Below are 17,598 nucleotides of genomic sequence, written 5' to 3' on the forward strand. Positions count from 1 at the left end.
TTCCCCGGGGGGATCACCTCATGTCTGTCGCCGGCCTCGGACGGTCCGTGCGCGAATCCGTGTCCGGGCTCCCCAGGGAGTTCTGGTGGCTGTGGACCAGCACCCTGGTCAACCGGCTCGGCGGGTTCGTCGCCACGTTCATGGCGCTCTACCTGACCCTGGACCGGGGCTACTCGGCCTCGTACGCCGGACTGGTCGTCGCGCTGCACGGGCTCGGCGGGGTGGTCTCCTCGCTCGGGGCCGGGGTGATGACCGACCGGCTCGGCCGCCGGCCCACGATGCTCATCGCGCAGACCTCGACCGCGGTGTCCGTGGCCGTGCTCGGGTTCATGGTCCACCCGGTGGCGATCGCGGCGGTCGCCTTCTGCGTCGGCATGGCGAGCAACGCCTCGCGGCCCGCCGTGCAGGCCATGATGGCCGACATCGTCCGGCCCGAGGACCGGGTGCGGGCCTTCTCGCTCAACTACTGGGCCATCAACCTCGGCTTCGCCGTCTCGTCCGCCGGGGCCGGGTTCGTCGCCGAGTACAGCTATCTCGCCGGGTTCCTCGGCGAGGCCGCGATGACGCTGGCCTGCGCCGTCGTCGTCTTTGTGAAGGTGCCCGAGTCCCGGCCCGGGAAGTCCGCGGCGGCCGGGGGCGCGGGTGCCGGGGGCGCCGACGACGGGGTCCGGCTCTCCACCGTGCTGCGCGACGGCCGGTTCATGAGCGTCGTCGGACTGTCCTTCGTCATCGCCCTGATCTTCCAGCAGGGGTACGTGGGGCTGCCGGTGGCCATGGGGGCCGACGGGTTCTCCAGCTCCGACTTCGGTACGGCCGTCGCCGTCAACGGCGTGCTGATCGTGGTGCTCCAGATCCCCGTCACCCGCTTCATCCAGCACCGCGACCCGAGGCAACTGCTCATCGTGTCGTCGCTGCTGGCGGGGTACGGGTTCGGGCTGACCGCGTTCGCCGGGTCGGTCGCCGTCTACGCGCTGACCATCTGCGTCTGGACGGTCGCCGAGATCGTCAACGCGCCGATCCAGAGCAGCCTGGTGGTCCGGCTCTCGCCCGCCGGGGGCCGGGGCCGTTACCAGGGCATGTACACGATGTCGTGGTCGGCGGCCGCGCTGATCGCACCGCTGATGTCGGGACTGGTGATCGACCGCTTCGGGGCGGAGTGGCTGTGGGGGGCCTGCGCCGTCCTGGGGACCGCGGCCGCGCTCGGGTACTGGCTGCTGGTCCGGGGCCTGCCGGAGGAGGAGGGAGCGGTGTCCGCCGGGGGCGGCAACGCCTCCGGGACCGGAGCCGAGGGGGTCTCCGGCACCGAACCAGTCGTCGAGCGGACGGCCTGAGCGTCCGCCCGCAGTCCCTGTACCCACGACGGCGCCCCGCGCGGAACGGATCGGTTCCGCGCGGGGCGCCGTCGTCGCTCCGCGGTGGCGGGTCGGCGGCGGGTCAGCCGCAGCAGCCGCCGCACTGGCACGGGGCCCCGGACTGGCAGCCGCAGCTGCAGCCGGAGCCGCAGCCGCAGGCGCCGAGCAGAGGCAGGTGGACCGCGTCGGCGGGGGCCTCCCGCCGGGGGTCGGTCGTGGGGGAATCGGCCATGGTTCCTCCTCAGGACGTACGACAGGGCCGTACGCCTCGACCGAGCGCGTACGACCGGGGCGTACGGACAAGACGTGCCGCCCCACCCCATTGCATGCCCACCCGGGCGGGCGCATCAACGGCGCATGTGCGCAGAGACACATGTGCGACCGGATGCGCCTTCGCACGCCCCTGAGAGCCCCGGCCACCGGAGGGCGGGGCCCACGTACTCTCCGCCGGGGTCAGGCGCCCTCCACCTGGGTCGGCTGCTGGATCTCGTCGGCGTGCTCGCCCGTCACCAGGTAGACGACGCGCTTGGCGACCGACACCGCGTGGTCGGCGAAGCGCTCGTAGTACCGGCCGAGCAGCGTCACGTCCACGGCCGTTTCGATGCCGTGCTTCCAGCGGTCGTCCATCAGGTGCTGGAACAGCGTGCGGTGCAGCAGGTCCATCTCGTCGTCGTCCTGCTCCAGCTGGAGCGCCAGGTCGACGTCCTTGGTGATGATCACCTCGGCGGCCTTGGCCATCAGGCGCTGCGCCAGCTGCCCCATCTCCAGGATGGTGGCGTGCAGGTCGTTCGGCACCGCCGACTCCGGGAACCGCAGCCGGGCCAGCTTGGCGACGTGCTGGGCGAGGTCGCCCGAGCGCTCCAGGTCGGCGCTCATCCGCAGGGAGGTGACCACGATCCGCAGGTCCGTCGCCACGGGCTGCTGGCGCGCGAGCAGGGCGATGGCCCGCGCCTCCAGGTCGTGCTGGAGGTCGTCGACCTTCTGGTCCGCGGCGATCACGCTCTCCGCGAGCTTCAGATCGGCGTCGAGCATGGACGTCGTCGCCCGGCCGATCGCCGACCCGACCAGCCGCGCCATCTCGACCAGCCCCTCGCCGATCGAGTCGAGTTCCTCGTGGTACGCGTCACGCATGGAAGTCCCTCTCCAGTCCTCATTCGTAAGGCCGGGGCCAGGTATGAACCCCACGCTGCCACCCTGGGCGGCGTACGCGTCGGCTTCCGGCCGCCCAAGTGAACCAGCACTTTCTCCTCGGTGAACTCTGGGAGACGAGTGTTCGGACAGACACCCGGATGGCTGGGATAGTCCTCTCGGACCTGCATAACCTTGACGTATGGACGTGAACGCGGCAGTCGCCGCAGCTGCGGCGATCGGCGGTGCGTGTACCGGCGTGGTCGCCATGCTGGCGTTCCGGTGGAGCGAGCGCGACCAGAAGAAGCCCACGCGCACTTCCATGCGGCCGGACAGCAACGCCCCCCTGCCGCCCGGGGTGGACACGGTCCTTTCCGTGCTCAGCTCCTCGGCGGTCGTGCTCGACGAGAGCGACAGCGTCGTCAAGGCCAGCTCGGCAGCCTACGCGCTGGGCCTGGTCCGGGGCGGCCGGCTGGCCGTCGAGGCGATGCTCAACATGGCCAGGGACACCCGCCGCGACGGTGAGATACGGCAGGTCGAACTGGACCTCCCCCGGCGCGGCACGGGCCGCGGCGAGGCCCTCGCGGTCTCCGCCCGGGTCGCCCCGCTCGGCTCCCGGCTGGTGCTCCTGCTGGTCGAGGACCTCACCGAGGCCCGCCGGATAGAAGCGGTGCGCCGGGACTTCGTCGCCAACGTCAGCCATGAGCTCAAGACCCCGGTCGGCGCGCTCTCGCTGCTCTCCGAGGCCGTGCTGGACGCCTCCGACGAGCCGGAGGCCGTGGAACGGTTCGCGGGCCGGATGCAGATCGAGGCGACCCGGCTGACCAACCTCGTCCAGGAGATCATCGACCTCTCGCGGGTGCAGAACGACGACCCGCTGGAGGACGCCGAACCGGTCCGGGTGGACGAGCTGGTGGCCGAGGCCATCGACCGCTGCCGCCAGCAGGCCGGCTCGAAGCAGATCACCATGGCGGCCGGCGGCACCGCGGAGCTCCGCATCTGGGGCAACCGCGGCCAGCTCGCCGCGGCGCTCGGCAACCTCGTCGAGAACGCCGTCAACTACAGCCCCGCCCGCACCCGAGTGGGCATCGCCGTCAGGCGACTGTCCGTGCCCGGCGGGGACCAGATCGAGATAGCCGTGACCGACCAGGGCATCGGCATCTCGGAGAAGGACCGCGAGCGGGTCTTCGAACGCTTCTACCGCGTCGACCCGGCCCGCTCACGGGCCACCGGTGGCACCGGCCTCGGCCTCGCCATCGTGAAGCACGTGGCCGCCTCGCACGGCGGGGAGGTCACGGTCTGGAGCTCGGAGGGCCAGGGCTCCACCTTCACCCTGCGGCTGCCCGAAGCGGGCTCCGCACGGGAGCGCGACCGCAGCTCGGGCGGACCGCTCATCGTCAACGACGACGAGGGCCCCTACGGACCCGCCCACCCCGACACCCTTGAACCGTTCCCTGCCCCGGAGGTCCTTCCGTGACCCGAGTGCTCGTCGTCGAGGATGAGGAATCCTTCAGCGACGCCCTGTCCTACATGCTCCGCAAGGAGGGTTTCGAGGTCGCGATCGCGGCCACGGGCCCGGACGGGCTTGACGAGTTCGAGCGCAACGGCGCCGACCTCGTGCTGCTCGACCTGATGCTGCCGGGCCTGCCCGGCACGGAGGTCTGCCGTCAGCTGCGCAGCAGGTCCAACGTCCCCGTGATCATGGTCACGGCGAAGGACAGTGAGATCGACAAGGTCGTCGGCCTGGAAATAGGAGCCGACGACTACGTCACCAAGCCGTTCTCCTCGCGGGAGCTGGTCGCCCGCATCCGCGCGGTGCTGCGCCGCCGCGGGGAGCCGGAGGAGGCGGCCCCGGCCGCCCTGGAGGCGGGACCGGTGCGGATGGACGTGGACCGCCACGTCGTCACCGTCGCCGGCGGCAAGGTCGACCTGCCGCTCAAGGAGTTCGATTTGTTGGAGATGCTGCTGCGCAACGCGGGCCGGGTCCTGACCCGCATGCAGCTCATCGACCGGGTCTGGGGCGCGGACTACGTGGGCGACACCAAGACCCTCGACGTCCACGTCAAGCGGCTGCGCGCCAAGATCGAGCCCGACCCGGGCGCGCCGCGCTTCCTGGTGACGGTGCGGGGCCTGGGGTACAAGTTCGAGCCGTAGGCCGGCCGGTACGCGAACGGCGGAGGGCGCCCCATCCCGGGGGCGCCCTCCGCCGTTCGCGTATCCGGGCCGCCCCGCGCTCGCCCGCGCGGTGGGCGGGGCGGCTGCGGTGGCCCGGTGTGTCAGTGGTCCTCGGCCGAGGCGGACGAGTCGTCGGCCGGGGTGGTCCCGGCGTCCTCGCCGTTCTCCGCCTCCGAGCCGGTGGGCTTCCCGGACGGGCTGGTCGTGCCGGTCGGCTGCGTCTCGGGCGGGGTCGGCAGCGCGCTGGGACCGTAGCCCTCGAAGAAGCTCTTCGCCGGGACCACGAACGCGTCGAGCGGGACCTCGCCGGTCGAGCTGAACTTGAAGACGACGCGCTGCACGTCGCCGTCCTTGGCGGCCTCCAGGCCGCTCTCGATCACGGCGGAGGCGTTGTCCGCACCGCCCAGGACCACCTTGTCGCCGGCCTGGATCACGATCGGCCCGGCGCCCTCGGCGGGGGTCAGCTTCACCGGGGTGCTCGAACCCGGCAGGGTGACGGTCTCCAGGGTCTGCGGCTTCGTGCCGTTGTTGAACACCGTCGCGGTGACGACGGCCGGGCCCTCGGTGGTGGCTTCGGGCTGGGTGACGACGCTCACGTTCTGGACGCTGATGTCGCCGATGGTGGTGGCGGCATTGTCCGGCTTGATCTGCAGCGTCGCTGCGTCGTTGCCCGCACCGCACGCGGCGAGCGAGGCGATCGAGAACGCGATGGCTGTGGCGGCGAGGGCGCCGTGTCGAAGGCTGCGGCTCACGGCGGCGGCAACTCCTTGAACGGTTCGGACTGCGGACGGGGGGCGGGCGACGTAAAGCCGCCCTAAGGGTGTGTCAGCGGCCTTAGGCTACCGAGCCGCCCCCGCCGTCCCGCACCCGACCCGCCCCTAGGGCTCCCACCGGGGCTTCCATTCGGACCCGGCCCGGGGTGGGCGCCGCGGCCCCGGCACGGCCGGGCCGGCCGGCCCGGCCAGGACAACGACGGGGCCAGGACACCGAGGGGGTCGGTGAGATCGGCACGGAGGCCGTGGGATCGGCACGGAGCTCCGGCGAGATCCGGAACAGAGGTCCGGGACAGAGGTCCGGGACAGAGGTCCGGCGAGATCCGGGGCACGGTTTCGGCGGACTTCCCGACTTACCGGTAACTTCCGCGATCCCTGCCCCTTCGCGGCCCGCGTCCGGCAAAGGTTTGCAGGTCCGCGCGGTCCGAAACAGGTCGACACACGCCGTTCACATATTGCCGGTGATCAATTCATGGAGCGTGGCGCATTCCATGCGTATAAGCACTCGCATCGGGTTGCTGATCAATTCCATTGATCGACGCCAGTTACATCCGTACGAGTGATCGATCTCCGAACGGAGGAGGGAAACTCCGGTGTCAGGAATCCGACAAAACGGGACGTTAGGCCCTTCCAGGGGCCGGTTCCGAGGCGTGTGACGTGCGTGTTTCACCTCGCCCGCACAACCGCTCCGACCTGCGAATACCGCCTCCCGGGAGCCTTCCGCAGCACGTGCGCGTCGCTGTTGTCAAGCCCCGAGATATGCCCTGACCTGCGAAAACGCCATTCAGGAGAAGCAGTTCTCGTGTTACTCTTGATAGCCACGGAAGGGGTACCTGTCACATGACGTTCAAGGTTGGCGACACCGTGGTCTATCCCCATCACGGGGCCGCGCTGATCGAGGCTATCGAAACTCGCCAGATCAAAGGCGTGGACAAGACCTACTTGGTGCTCAAGGTCGCCCAGGGCGACTTGACGGTTCGTGTGCCGGCGGACAATGCGGAGTTCGTGGGCGTGCGCGACGTGGTCGGGCAGGAAGGCCTGGACCGGGTCTTCGAGGTGCTTCGCGCACCGTATGCCGAGGAGCCGACGAACTGGTCCCGGCGCTACAAGGCAAACCTCGAGAAGCTCGCCTCCGGCGATGTCATCAAGGTCGCCGAGGTGGTGCGCGACCTGTGGCGTCGTGAGCGTGAGCGCGGACTGTCCGCGGGTGAGAAGCGCATGCTCGCCAAGGCTCGCCAGATCCTGGTGAGCGAGCTCGCTCTCGCGGAGAACACCAACGAGGACAAGGCCGAGACCCTGCTCGACGAGGTCCTCGCGTCCTGACCCGGTTCGCACCGGTTGCAATAAATGTGCCGCAGTGCCCGCTGACGACCGAATTCACGGTATGTCGCCGGGCATTGCGGCATGTCCGGACCCGGTGTGGCATGTCCGGATTCGGAACGCCGCCCGTCCGGATTCCGTTTCGATTCACCGATGCGTTGGCTTCATCGGTGATGCCCCCGATACGTTGCTCGTGATCTTGTACGGCCGAGGCGGCCGATGCAGTCGATCCCGAGCGGCCGGTGCGGTTCGTCCGATTTCGATCGGGTGTCACGGAAAGGGCCCGGTCGAATCGGGGCGTGGCGCCCGGCTCGCTTGTGGCCATACCCACGTCGACCGTGGAAACAAACATGCCGAAGCTCCGGAGTGCAACCGATGTCTGATCAATCGCGTCCGTACCGCACCGCAGCGGTGATTCCCGCGGCCGGTCGCGGCGTGCGGCTCGGCCCCGGCGCCCCCAAGGCGCTGCGCGCGCTGGGCGGGACGCCCATGCTCATCCACGCGGTACGGGCCATGGCGGCCTCCCGCTCGGTCTCCCTGGTCGTCGTCGTGGCCCCGCCGGACGGCGCCGGCGAGGTCAAGAACCTGCTCGACGAGCACGCCCTGCCCGAGCGCACCGACTACCTCGTGGTGCCCGGCGGCGGCACCCGGCAGGAGTCCGTGCGCCTCGGTGTCGAGGCCCTGCCCGAGGACGTCTCCGTCGTCCTCGTCCACGACGCGGCGCGCCCGCTGGTGCCCGTCGACACGGTGGACGCGGTGATCGAGGCGGTGCGCGACGGGGCGCCCGCCGTCGTTCCCGCGCTGCCGCTCGCCGACACCGTCAAGGAGGTCGAGCCCGGTGCGCAGGGGGAGGCGGAACCGGTGCTCGGCACGCCCGTGCGGGCCAGGCTGCGCGCGGTGCAGACCCCGCAGGGCTTCGACCGGGAGACGCTGGTGCGCGCGCACGCGGCCGTCGCCGTGGACGGCGAGGGCGCCACGGACGACGCGGGCATGGTGGAACGGCTCGGGGCGCCGGTCGTGGTGGTCCCCGGGCACGAGGAGGCGTTCAAGGTGACCCGGCCGCTGGACCTGGTGCTGGCCGAGGCGGTACTCGCGCGCAGGAGGGCGAACGATGGCTTCTGAGGAGACGGCGGCTTCTGAAGAAACGATGATTCCCGGAATGGCGGCCCCTGGAGCCACGGCTTCCGAGGAGCCGGCTCTCGGAGTGGCGGCTTCCGAAGGGGCGGTTTCCGGAGTGGCGGCTCCCGGAGTGGCGGCTTCCGAAGGGGCGGCCCCGGAAGGGGCGGCTTCTGCGGAACGGCCCGCTCCGGTGATCCCGCAGGTCGGGATCGGCACCGACATCCACGCCTTCGAGGAGGGCCGCGAGCTGTGGTGCGCGGGGCTGCTCTGGGAGGGCGAGGGGCCGGGCCTCGCCGGACACTCCGACGCCGACGTCGTCGCCCACGCCGCGTGCAACGCGCTCTTCTCCGCCGCCGGGCTCGGTGACCTCGGGCAGCACTTCGGCACCGGGCGGCCCGAGTGGTCCGGCGCCGCCGGGGTGACCCTGCTGGCCGAGGCGGCGCGGATCGTGCGGGCCGAGGGCTTCGGGATCGGCAACGTCGCGGTCCAGGTCGTCGGCGTACGGCCGAAGATCGGCAAGCGGCGCGAGGAGGCGCAGCGGGTGCTGTCGGCCGCCGTGGGAGCGCCCGTCTCGCTCTCCGCCGCCACGTCCGACGGGCTCGGCTTCACCGGGCGGGGCGAGGGCCTCGCCGGGATCGCGACCGCGCTGGTGTACCGCACGGGCTGACACTCGTACGGCCCTGGCGCCCGTACGGTCCTGACCTGACCTGGCCTGACCCGCCGGGACCGCTGCCGCAAGCCCGGCCCGGGCCCGTCGTAGCCGGTGTTGACCCTTCCGGTGGGCAGGGCCGGGAAGCGGAGGGACCGGGCCGGGGTTGGGGTACGGGTAGGAGCAACACCGATCCCCTGGAGGACCTACGCCATGACCGCCGCCCTCTCCGACAAGCTCAAGGCGCTTCTCGACACCCCGGTCTTCGTCACCGTCGCCACCATCCAGCCCGACGGCAGTCCCCAGGTCTCCCCGGTCTGGGTCAAGCGCGACGGCGACGACGTGCTCATCTCGACGACGGTCGGCCGCCGCAAGGAGAAGAACCTGCGCCGCGACCCGCGGGTCACCGTCGTCGTGCAGCCCTTCGACGCCCCGTACACGTACGCCGAGATCCGCGGCACCGCCGAGCTGACCACCGAGGGCGGACCGGAGCTCATCGAGGAGCTGTCCACGAAGTACACCGGCAAGAAGTACGCGGAGTTCAACCCCTCGTCCGTCGACGACGCCCAGCGGGTGGTCGTCCGGATCACCCCGCGGAAGGTCGTCGGACACCTCTGAGGGCACCCGGCCGGGAACACCGCCGCGAGAAACTTTTTCCCCGCGATCCCCAAGGGGTCGCGGGGCACTGGTGCGCGCCCACTACCCTTGAGGCGTGACTATTCGCCTGTACGACACCAGCGCCCGGCAGACCCGTGATTTCGTCCCGCTCACGGCGGGCTGTGTCTCGATCTACCTTTGTGGCGCGACCGTCCAGGCCGCCCCGCACATCGGACACATCCGGTCGGGGCTGAACTTCGACATCATGCGCCGCTGGTTCGAGTACCGGGGCTACGACGTCACGTTCATCAGGAACGTCACCGACATCGACGACAAGATCATCACGAAGGCCGCCGACCAGGGCCGCCCGTGGTGGTCGATCGGGTACGAGAACGAGCGGGCCTTCAACGCCGGTTACGACGCGCTCGGCTGCCTCCCGCCGACCTGCGAACCGCGTGCGACCGGCCACGTCCCCGAGATGATCGAGATGATGCGGGGTCTGATCGAGCGCGGTCACGCCTACGAGGCCGACGGCAACGTCTACTTCGACGTGCGCTCCTTCCCCGGCTACCTGGAGCTGTCCAACCAGGACCTGGACGACCTGCGCCAGCCGTCCGGCGAGGGCGAGACCGGCAAGCGCGACCAGCGCGACTTCGCCATGTGGAAGGCGGCCAGGCCGGGCGAGCCCAGCTGGGAGACCCCGTGGGGCCGCGGTCGCCCCGGCTGGCACCTGGAGTGCTCCGCCATGGCGCACAAGTACCTCGGCACCGCCTTCGACATCCACGGCGGCGGCATCGACCTGATCTTCCCGCACCACGAGAACGAGATCGCCCAGGCCAAGGCGTACGGCGACGAGTTCGCGAAGTACTGGGTGCACAACGGCTGGGTCACCATGGCCGGCGAGAAGATGTCGAAGTCGCTGGGCAACTCCGTGCTGGTCAGCGAGATGGTCAAGGTGTGGCGCCCGATCGTGCTGCGCTACTACCTCGGCACCCCGCACTACCGGTCGATGATCGAGTACAGCGAGGAGGCCCTGCGCGAGGCCGAGTCCGCGTTCGCGCGGATCGAGGGCTTCGTGCAGCGGGTCACCGAGAAGGCGGGCGAGACGGTCGAGCCCGCCACCGAGGTGCCGCCGGCCTTCGCCGAGGCGATGGACGACGACCTGGGCGTCCCGCAGGCGCTCGCGATCGTCCACACCACGGTCCGCCAGGGCAACTCCGCGCTCGCCGCCGACGACAAGGAGGCGGCCGTCGCCCGGCTCGCGGAGGTCCGCGCGATGCTCGGCGTCCTCGGCCTCGACCCGCTCGACGAGCACTGGGCGGGCGAGAGCGACCGCGGCGACGACCTGCACGGGGTGGTCGACACGCTCGTACGGCTCGTGCTGGACCAGCGCGAGGCCGCCCGCGCCCGCAAGGACTGGCCCGCCGCCGACGCCATCCGCGACCAGCTGGGCCAGTCCGGACTCGTCATCGAGGACGGCCCGACCGGGCCGCGGTGGACGCTCGGCCCGCGGCAGTAGCCGCCCCCATGTGCCGCCCGGCGTTCCGGGCGGCACACTTCACTTACGCACGCATGTCCGAGAGACATGTCTGAGAAGCAACGAAACAGGTAGGTCATGGCCGGGAACAGCCAGCGCAGGAACCGCCGGACGTCCAACAAGAAGGGCGCGCAGGTCGGCAGCGGTGGGCAGCGACGCCGTGGCCTGGAGGGCAAGGGCCCGACGCCGCCGGCCTCCGCCCGCAAGGGACACAAGAAGAACCGCATCGCCAACGCCCAGGCCAAGCAGGCCGCGGCACGCCGCCCCGCACCGCGCCGCGGCGGCGTCAAGGGCACCTCCGAGATGGTCGTCGGCCGCAACCCGGTCTACGAGGCCCTGCGCGACGGCGTCCCGGCGACGACCCTGTACGTCCAGCAGTACATCGACAACGACGAGCGGGTCCGCGAGGCGCTCCAGCTCGCCGGCGCGCGCGGCAACGTCAACCTGATGGAGGCCCCGCGCCCCGAGCTGGACCGGATGACGAACGGCCTGAACCACCAGGGCCTCGTCCTCCAGGTCCCGCCGTACGAGTACGCGCACCCGGAGGACCTCACCGCCGCCGCGTACGACAACGGCGAGGACCCCCTCATCGTCGCCCTCGACGGGGTCACCGACCCGCGCAACCTGGGTGCGATCGTCCGCTCCGTCTCCGCCTTCGGCGGCCACGGCGTGGTCGTGCCCGAGCGGCGCGCGGCCGGGATGACGGCGGGCGCCTGGAAGTCCTCGGCGGGCACGGCGGCGCGCACGCCGGTCTCCCGGGTGACGAACCTGACCCGGGCCCTGGAGGGCTACCAGAAGGCCGGTCTCACGGTCGTCGGCCTCGCCGCCGACGGCGAGCACACCGTCGAGGACCTGGAGGAGCTCGCCGGTCCCGTCGTCATCGTCATCGGCAGCGAGGGCAAGGGCCTGGGCCGCCTGGTCGGCGAGACCTGCGACTACCGGGTCCGCATCTCGATGCCGGGCGGCGCGGAGTCGCTGAACGCCGGGGTGGCGGCCGGGATCGTCCTGTACGAGGTCGCCCGCCGCCGGGCCTGAGCGGCCCACCCGTCCGGGGGCGGCCGACCGGAGCAGCCCCCCGCCGGACCCCGTTGACGGGTCTCGGACACATCGGGCCCGTCAAGGCAGTGTCCTAACCACACATCACTCGGTTAGATGAGTGTGGACACCAGAACGCCTCGGTTCGACGAACTACCGGCCCTGAGCATGACCAAGGTGGACTGCGATCCTGCGCAGGTCATCGTCAACCACGCCAGCTTCCGGGTGCAGCTCGCCCCCGGCCAGCGCGCCCGGCTGCGCGGTCTGGCGCCCGTCGGCGCGCCCAGGATCCCTGCCATGAGCGCCGGCGCGGGGACGGCGCGCGGCCGGCGCGCGCCCGTCGTGTGGAGCGGCAGGTCCGCCCCCGGCGACCCCGGCGCCACCGGGCTCCTCCAGGCCGTGCGCAACTCCACCGCGGGCCGCCCGGGAGCCGGGTACGACTCCTACGACCCCTACGCGGCCCCGGAGTTCGACGGCGGGCAGACCCCCGGCGGCATCGACTGCCTGGAGGAGACCCAGCCCAACCCCGTCATCACCGCGCCCCAGCAGCCGGGCCCCTACGGCAACGGCCCCCTGCTGCCGCCCATGCGTCGGGCGGTCGGCGCCTACGACCCCGTGGACAGCCCGCCGTACGGAACACCGGCGTACGCGGCGAATGGCTTCGCGGCGGACGGCTTCGACGAGGGCGGTTTCGCCGCGAACGGCTTCGACGAGGGCGGTTTCGACGAGGACGGCTACGAGGAGGCGGAGGACCGGGGCGGGCGCCACGGCGACTCCGTCCGGCACGCCTACTACCCGGGCCGCCGGATGAACCTCGGCGTCGTGCTGCTGCCGCTGCGGGTCTTCCTGGGCTTCATCTCCATCTACGCCGGCATGGGCAAGCTGTGCGACCCCGTCTTCTTCGACGGCGGTGAGCGCGGCTCCATGGTCAAGTGGCTGAACGCGCTGCACCCCTGGGAGACGGCCGAGCCGCTGCGCGACTTCGCGCTCTCCCACCCGGTCGGTGCCGGGCTGACCGTCGCCTTCCTCCAGGTCGTCGTCGGGGTGCTCACCGTCCTCGGCCTCTGGCAGCGGGTCTCCGCCGCGGTCGGCGCGCTCCTGTCCGCCGCCCTGCTGGTCACCGTCAGCTGGCGCAGCGTCGCCGTCTACGACGCGCCGGACATCATCTACCTCGCCGCCTGGAGCCCGCTGATCATCGCGGGCGCGCCGGTCTACTCCGTCGACGGGCGGCTCGCGGGCGAGGCGTGGCGCAGGCTCGGCCCGCGCTCGGCGATCTGGGAGCTGCGCCGCCGGGTGCTGCGCCGGGGGGCCGTCGTGGCCTCCGTCGTCGTCGGCCTCACCCTGCTGGTGGGTTCCCTGCTCGGTGGCGCGGTGCGTTCCTCCGTGGTCGTCACCGTGCCCGGCCCGAACGGCGAGCCGACCAACCGGCTGCCCGGCTCCCCGCTGCCCGAGGAGTCCCGCAGCGGCCGGGCCACGCAGTCGCCCGCCGGCGAGCGGCCCGTACCGTCCCGCAGCGTCGCCCCCACCACCCCCACGGCGGGAGCGTCCACGCCCGCCTCGGACACCGTCCGCGAGTCGTCCGGCCGGACGGCCGGGGCGGGGCAGCCCAGCCAGACGCAGGGCACGAGCCAGCAGGTGCCGCCGCAGACGGCACCGCAGGAGCCCCCGGCCGCCAGCAGCTCGGGCCCGACGTCCTCCGGCTCCACGGGCACGGGTGGCGGTTCCTCCGGCGGCGGCCCGGACGACGGCGATTCCACCGGGGGTTCCTCCTCCGGCGGCCAGAACCCCATCGGCGGCCTGCTCGGCTGAGCCACCGATGGCAGGGCCGTGGGTACCGGGCGGGGAGGCCCGGCCCACGGCCCGTACGCCGACCCGGCACGCAAAGGGGCGGTCACCGGTTCGTTCCGGTGACCGCCCCTTTTGTGCGATTGAGGCGGACGCCTGTCCGCTGCCACCCGTACTGCCTCTGCCGCCCCGTACGGCCCTCCTGCGGCTCCGGTACGGGCTTCTCGTGGCTCTGGGCGGGCTTCCCGCCGCTTCGGCACGGCTTTCCGCCGCCCCGTACCGCTTGCTTCCTGTCGTGACCGCTTGCTTCCTATCGGGCGCCGAGTTCCTTGGCCGCCTCGGTCAGGTCCTTCGCCGTGTCGATGGCCCGCCAGTACGCCCCTTGCGGCAGCGGGTACCCGGCGAGCCTGCGCTCACGGGCCAGCCCGGGGAACGTCGTCCGCTCGTGGTCGCCCCGGTCCGGCAGCAGTTTCGTGAACGCCGGGGAGAAGACGTACACCCCGGCGTTGATCAGGTACGGCGAGGGCGGCGACTCGATGAAGTCGGTGATGTGCCCGAACGCGTCCGTCTCCACGGCACCCCAGGGGATGCGGGGACGGGCCAGGGCCAGGGTGGCGGTCGCGTCGCGTTCGGTGTGGAACGCGGCCATCTCGCGCAGGGAGAAGCGCGTCCAGATGTCGCCGTTGGTGGCGTACCAGGGCTGTTCGGGGTCGGGCAGCCGGGCGGCCGCGTACTTCAGTCCGCCGCCGCGTCCCAGCGGCTCGGACTCCACGACGGTGGTCACGCGCAGCGGCAGCACCGCGGAGGCCAGCCACTCCTGCAGCACCTCGGCCAGGTGACCGCACGACACCACGGCGTCGGTCACGCCCTCGGCGGCCAGCCAGGAAAGCTGATGGCCGATGATCGGAGTCCCGGTGCCCGGGATCTCGACCATCGGCTTGGGGCGGTCATCGGTGTACGGGCGCAGGCGCGACCCCTGGCCGCCTGCCAGGACCACGGCCTGCGTCGGATACGTATGCATGCCAGGCACGATAGGCGGTGCCCGGAACGTCCGGTCAGCTGAACTGTGCGACCCCCGAGGCGAAGGAGGTGTCGCAGACGGGGCGGGAGAACCGGTGGGCCCGCGTGGGGCCGTACTTGTCGACCGCGGCGCGGCCCAGTGCCTTCGCGATCGACATGCAGTGCCGGGCGAGCGAGGGACGGCCCTCGACGGAGCGCTGGAGGTCCGTCAGCGCGACGCCCGGGTCCTTCTCCCGGAGCTCCACGAGCAGCCGGTCGCGCAGGACGTCCTGCGGGGCGCGCGCCTCGGCGCGCTTCGAGATGTCGTGAGCCGACGCGGTCAGGACCTGCGGCTCGGAGTTGTTCGCCGCCCACGGCACGCTGGTGACGGCGAGGGTCCCGGAGAGGACCATCACGACGGGCAGGACGAAGGCGAGGGATCGGCCGATGCGGCGCGCAGTCTGGGTCACGCAGCGAGCGTAGCGGGCAGTAATGATATGGCGACATTTCGTCACCCTTGAGGGGGAAGGTTCGAGAGTGCTTTTCGAATCCCGGGTTGACGCGCGGCGCCGAAATGCCCGGTGTGCCGGGGAATCCGGGGGCACGCGTCCCAAACCCGAAACCGCCCCGTGACGCGCGAACGGCCTCGCACTCCCGGGAGTGCGAGGCCGTTCGCGCGGTGCTGCGGGACGTCGGCGTCAGTCGGTGAGGCGGGCGCCCGTCGAGGTGGAGAAGACGTGCAGCTCGTCCGGGCGCGGCACGACGTGGAGCTTGGTGCCCTTCTCCGGGACGGCGCGGCCGCCGACGCGGACGACCAGGTCCTTGTCCTCGCCGCCGACCCGCGCGGAGCCGTAGACGAAGCCGTCGGCGCCGAGCTCCTCGACCACGTTGACCGAGACGGCCAGGCCGGCCGGGGCGTCCGAGCTGTCCTTGGACATGGACTTCGCGGCGGCGCCGCCGTGCTCGACGATGTCGAAGTGCTCGGGGCGGATGCCGACCGTGACGGTCGTGTCGCCCTTGTCCGCGGCGGCGGAGAGCGCCTCGCGGGAGACCGGGACGACGCTGTTGCCGAACTTCACGCCGCCGTCGGTGATCGGGACCTCGACCAGGTTCATGGCCGGGGAGCCGATGAAGCCGGCCACGAAGAGGTTCGCCGGCTTGTCGTACATGTTGCGCGGCGAGTCGACCTGCTGGAGCAGACCGTCCTTGAGGACCGCGACCCGGTCGCCCATGGTGAGGGCCTCGACCTGGTCGTGGGTGACGTACACGGTCGTGATGCCCAGGCGGCGCTGGAGCGAGGCGATCTGCGTACGGGTGGAGACGCGGAGCTTGGCGTCGAGGTTCGACAGCGGCTCGTCCATGAGGAAGACCTGCGGCTCGCGCACGATGGCGCGGCCCATCGCCACACGCTGACGCTGACCACCGGAGAGCGCCTTCGGCTTGCGGTCCAGGTAGTCGGTGAGGTCCAGCATCTTGGCAGCCTCTTCGACCTTCGCCCGGATCTCGGTCTTGTTGACCCCGGCGATCTTGAGCGCGAAGCCCATGTTGTCCGCGACGGTCATGTGCGGGTAGAGCGCGTAGTTCTGGAACACCATGGCGATGTCCCGGTCCTTCGGCGGCAGGTGCGTGACGTCGCGGTCACCGATGCGGATCGCGCCGCCGTTGACGTCCTCGAGACCCGCGAGCATGCGCAGGGAGGTCGACTTGCCACAACCGGAGGGGCCGACGAGGACGAGGAACTCGCCGTCCGCGATGTCGATCTCCAGCTGGTCCACGGCCGGCTTCGTGGAGCCGGGGTAGACGCGGGACGCCTTGTCGAACGTGACACTGGCCATGCTGAATCTTCTCCTCCACCGGCAGGAACGTGCCGGACGATCCGAGTAAGGGAGTGGTCTGGTCCACTTGAGTGAACCTTCCGCGACGCTACCTGGCCATTTCGAATCTGTCAGTAGTTCGAAGGCCGGGAAATTTCGGGGCCTCCCGGGGCGAGGTGTTGGTTACACTGCTTCGGCATGCCTCCTTAGCTCAGCCGGCCAGAGCAACGCACTTGTAATGCGTAGGTCGTCGGTTCGAATCCGACAGGGGGCTCGACGTGAAGCCCAGGTCGGATCTCTTCTGGCCTGGGCTTCTTCCGTTCAGCGGACGCGGCGGGGGCGGGTCAGGGCGTGGCCGAGTGGGGTCAGGGCGTGCAGCACCATGCAGCCCTTCCGGGTGCTGGTGACGAGTCCCGCGCGGCGCAGGACCGAGGCGTGCTTGCTCGCGGTGCCGATGGACACGCCGGTGCGGACGGCCAGTTCGCCGGTCGAGCAGGGCGGGGTCAGCGCCTGGAGGACCAGGGCGCGGGTTCGTCCCAGCAGGTCGGTCAGGCCCTCGGGTCCCGTCTCCGGCAGGGGGCGGCCGGTGACGGGGTAGACCAGGACGGGGGGAAGGTCCGGATCGATGAGCGTGATCGGGCACTTCGTGCAGAAGAACGAGGGGATCAGCGTGATGCCCCGGCCGCGCAGGTGCAGGTCGCGGTCGCGCGGGTAGTCGGCGACCAGGGTCGGGGACCGCCAGTGGATCGACGGCGGCAGGGTGTGCAGGAGCTGTTCGACGCCGCCCGCCAGGATGTCCCGGCTGTGCTGGGCGCGTGCGAGGTGGAACGTCTCGCCGATCACGGGGAGTTGGGGCGCGAGCAGTTCGCGGTGGTACGTGGTGAGGGCGTCCTGGAGTTCCTGCCGGGCGTGGCGGTCGCCGTCGGCGAGCAGGCGGGCCCACGGGGGCGGGGTGCGGTGCCGGAAGTGGACGGCGAGTTCCTCGCGGAGCCGGGCGGCCGGGGTGGCGCGGACGAGGTCGAGCGCGGCCTCGAAACCGTCCGCGCCCGACGGGGTGAGGAAATCGGGGAAGGCCCCCCGGTACGGGACGAGAGCGGTCACGTACCGGACGAGGGATCTGAGGTCCCGTTCGGTGAATCGGGTCCGGACGTGGTGCAGCCAGGGCCCGTACTCCGACGGTGGCCGCGGGGACTGGAGAATGTGGAGGCTGTTGACCAATTCCCACATGTCGTCCGGCCGGGTGGCCACCGTGGTCCGTGCCAGGTCGTCCGCAGTGAAGTGGATGCGCAGTTCCATCGGTCCCCCCGATAGGTGC

17 protein-coding genes and 1 tRNA gene are annotated in these 17,598 nt (G+C 71.4%); 11 read left to right on the forward strand and 7 right to left on the reverse strand.

Features of this window, described 5'->3' with window-relative positions; translation table 11 throughout:
- Positions 1-20: 20 nt before the first annotated feature.
- Complete coding sequence (locus OCT49_RS19055; protein ID WP_283853060.1) at positions 21-1,331, forward strand: MDR family MFS transporter; 1,311 nt, start codon at positions 21-23, stop codon at positions 1,329-1,331.
- A gap of 103 nt (positions 1,332-1,434) precedes the next feature.
- On the opposite strand, the gene OCT49_RS19060 is transcribed toward OCT49_RS19055, so the two are convergent.
- A complete protein-coding gene (locus OCT49_RS19060) occupies positions 1,435-1,584 on the reverse strand; it encodes a hypothetical protein (RefSeq protein WP_283853061.1) in 150 nt (49 codons plus the stop codon).
- A gap of 221 nt (positions 1,585-1,805) precedes the next feature.
- A complete protein-coding gene (gene phoU, locus OCT49_RS19065; RefSeq protein WP_283853062.1) occupies positions 1,806-2,483 on the reverse strand; it encodes a phosphate signaling complex protein PhoU in 678 nt (225 codons plus the stop codon).
- Positions 2,484-2,682: 199 nt separating this feature from the next.
- On the opposite strand from phoU, the gene phoR reads away from it, so the two are divergent.
- Both phoR and phoP read left to right on the forward strand, forming a co-directional pair.
- Positions 2,683-3,957 (forward strand): two-component system sensor histidine kinase PhoR, encoded by a 1,275-nt coding sequence (gene phoR, locus OCT49_RS19070; protein ID WP_283853063.1) that lies wholly within the window; start codon positions 2,683-2,685, stop codon positions 3,955-3,957.
- A 5-nt stretch (positions 3,958-3,962) separates the two neighbouring features.
- Entirely contained in the window at positions 3,963-4,634 is a 672-nt protein-coding gene (gene phoP, locus OCT49_RS19075; RefSeq protein WP_502963482.1) for a two-component system response regulator PhoP, read from the forward strand.
- Between the two features lie 122 nt (positions 4,635-4,756).
- On the opposite strand, the gene OCT49_RS19080 is transcribed toward phoP, so the two are convergent.
- The gene (locus tag OCT49_RS19080) at positions 4,757-5,407 is read right to left on the reverse strand and encodes a DUF461 domain-containing protein (RefSeq protein ID WP_283853065.1); all 651 of its coding nucleotides are present in this window, start codon (positions 5,405-5,407) and stop codon (positions 4,757-4,759) included.
- 861 nt (positions 5,408-6,268) lie between these two features.
- Here OCT49_RS19080 and OCT49_RS19085 point away from each other — a divergent pair.
- The 7 genes from OCT49_RS19085 (at position 6,269) to OCT49_RS19115 (ending at position 13,494) form a co-directional block, all read left to right on the forward strand.
- A complete protein-coding gene (locus OCT49_RS19085; protein ID WP_283853066.1) occupies positions 6,269-6,751 on the forward strand; it encodes a CarD family transcriptional regulator in 483 nt (160 codons plus the stop codon).
- Positions 6,752-7,123: 372 nt separating this feature from the next.
- The gene (ispD, locus tag OCT49_RS19090) at positions 7,124-7,870 is read left to right on the forward strand and encodes a 2-C-methyl-D-erythritol 4-phosphate cytidylyltransferase (RefSeq protein ID WP_283853067.1); all 747 of its coding nucleotides are present in this window, start codon (positions 7,124-7,126) and stop codon (positions 7,868-7,870) included.
- 37 nt (positions 7,871-7,907) lie between these two features.
- On the forward strand, positions 7,908-8,534 hold the full coding sequence (gene ispF / locus OCT49_RS19095; protein WP_283853068.1) for a 2-C-methyl-D-erythritol 2,4-cyclodiphosphate synthase: 627 nt from the start codon (positions 7,908-7,910) through the stop codon (positions 8,532-8,534).
- 195 nt (positions 8,535-8,729) lie between these two features.
- On the forward strand, positions 8,730-9,134 hold the full coding sequence (locus OCT49_RS19100; protein ID WP_283853069.1) for a PPOX class F420-dependent oxidoreductase: 405 nt from the start codon (positions 8,730-8,732) through the stop codon (positions 9,132-9,134).
- Between the two features lie 94 nt (positions 9,135-9,228).
- Complete coding sequence (gene cysS, locus OCT49_RS19105) at positions 9,229-10,632, forward strand: cysteine--tRNA ligase (RefSeq protein ID WP_283853070.1); 1,404 nt, start codon at positions 9,229-9,231, stop codon at positions 10,630-10,632.
- 96 nt (positions 10,633-10,728) lie between these two features.
- On the forward strand, positions 10,729-11,685 hold the full coding sequence (gene rlmB / locus OCT49_RS19110) for a 23S rRNA (guanosine(2251)-2'-O)-methyltransferase RlmB (RefSeq protein WP_148837186.1): 957 nt from the start codon (positions 10,729-10,731) through the stop codon (positions 11,683-11,685).
- 117 nt (positions 11,686-11,802) lie between these two features.
- Positions 11,803-13,494: a DoxX family membrane protein gene (locus tag OCT49_RS19115; protein WP_283853071.1), complete on the forward strand. Its 1,692-nt coding sequence runs from the start codon at positions 11,803-11,805 to the stop codon at positions 13,492-13,494.
- Positions 13,495-13,780: 286 nt separating this feature from the next.
- Here OCT49_RS19115 and OCT49_RS19120 read toward each other — a convergent pair whose 3' ends face one another.
- The 3 genes from OCT49_RS19120 to OCT49_RS19130 form a co-directional block, all read right to left on the reverse strand.
- Positions 13,781-14,491 carry a nucleotidyltransferase family protein gene (locus OCT49_RS19120; RefSeq protein WP_283853072.1) on the reverse strand — a complete coding sequence of 237 codons (711 nt, stop codon included), beginning with the start codon at positions 14,489-14,491 and terminating at the stop codon, positions 13,781-13,783.
- A 34-nt stretch (positions 14,492-14,525) separates the two neighbouring features.
- Positions 14,526-14,939: a hypothetical protein gene (locus tag OCT49_RS19125; protein ID WP_283853073.1), complete on the reverse strand. Its 414-nt coding sequence runs from the start codon at positions 14,937-14,939 to the stop codon at positions 14,526-14,528.
- Positions 14,940-15,167: 228 nt separating this feature from the next.
- Complete coding sequence (locus OCT49_RS19130) at positions 15,168-16,304, reverse strand: ABC transporter ATP-binding protein (RefSeq protein WP_283853074.1); 1,137 nt, start codon at positions 16,302-16,304, stop codon at positions 15,168-15,170.
- A 179-nt stretch (positions 16,305-16,483) separates the two neighbouring features.
- On the opposite strand from OCT49_RS19130, the gene OCT49_RS19135 reads away from it, so the two are divergent.
- A tRNA-Thr gene (locus OCT49_RS19135) sits at positions 16,484-16,557 on the forward strand.
- 47 nt (positions 16,558-16,604) lie between these two features.
- On the opposite strand, the gene OCT49_RS19140 is transcribed toward OCT49_RS19135, so the two are convergent.
- A complete protein-coding gene (locus tag OCT49_RS19140; protein WP_283853075.1) occupies positions 16,605-17,579 on the reverse strand; it encodes an ArsR/SmtB family transcription factor in 975 nt (324 codons plus the stop codon).
- Positions 17,580-17,598: the final 19 nt, after the last annotated feature.

It is taken from the genome of Streptomyces sp. ML-6 (assembly GCF_030116705.1).
Classification (GTDB): domain Bacteria; phylum Actinomycetota; class Actinomycetes; order Streptomycetales; family Streptomycetaceae; genus Streptomyces.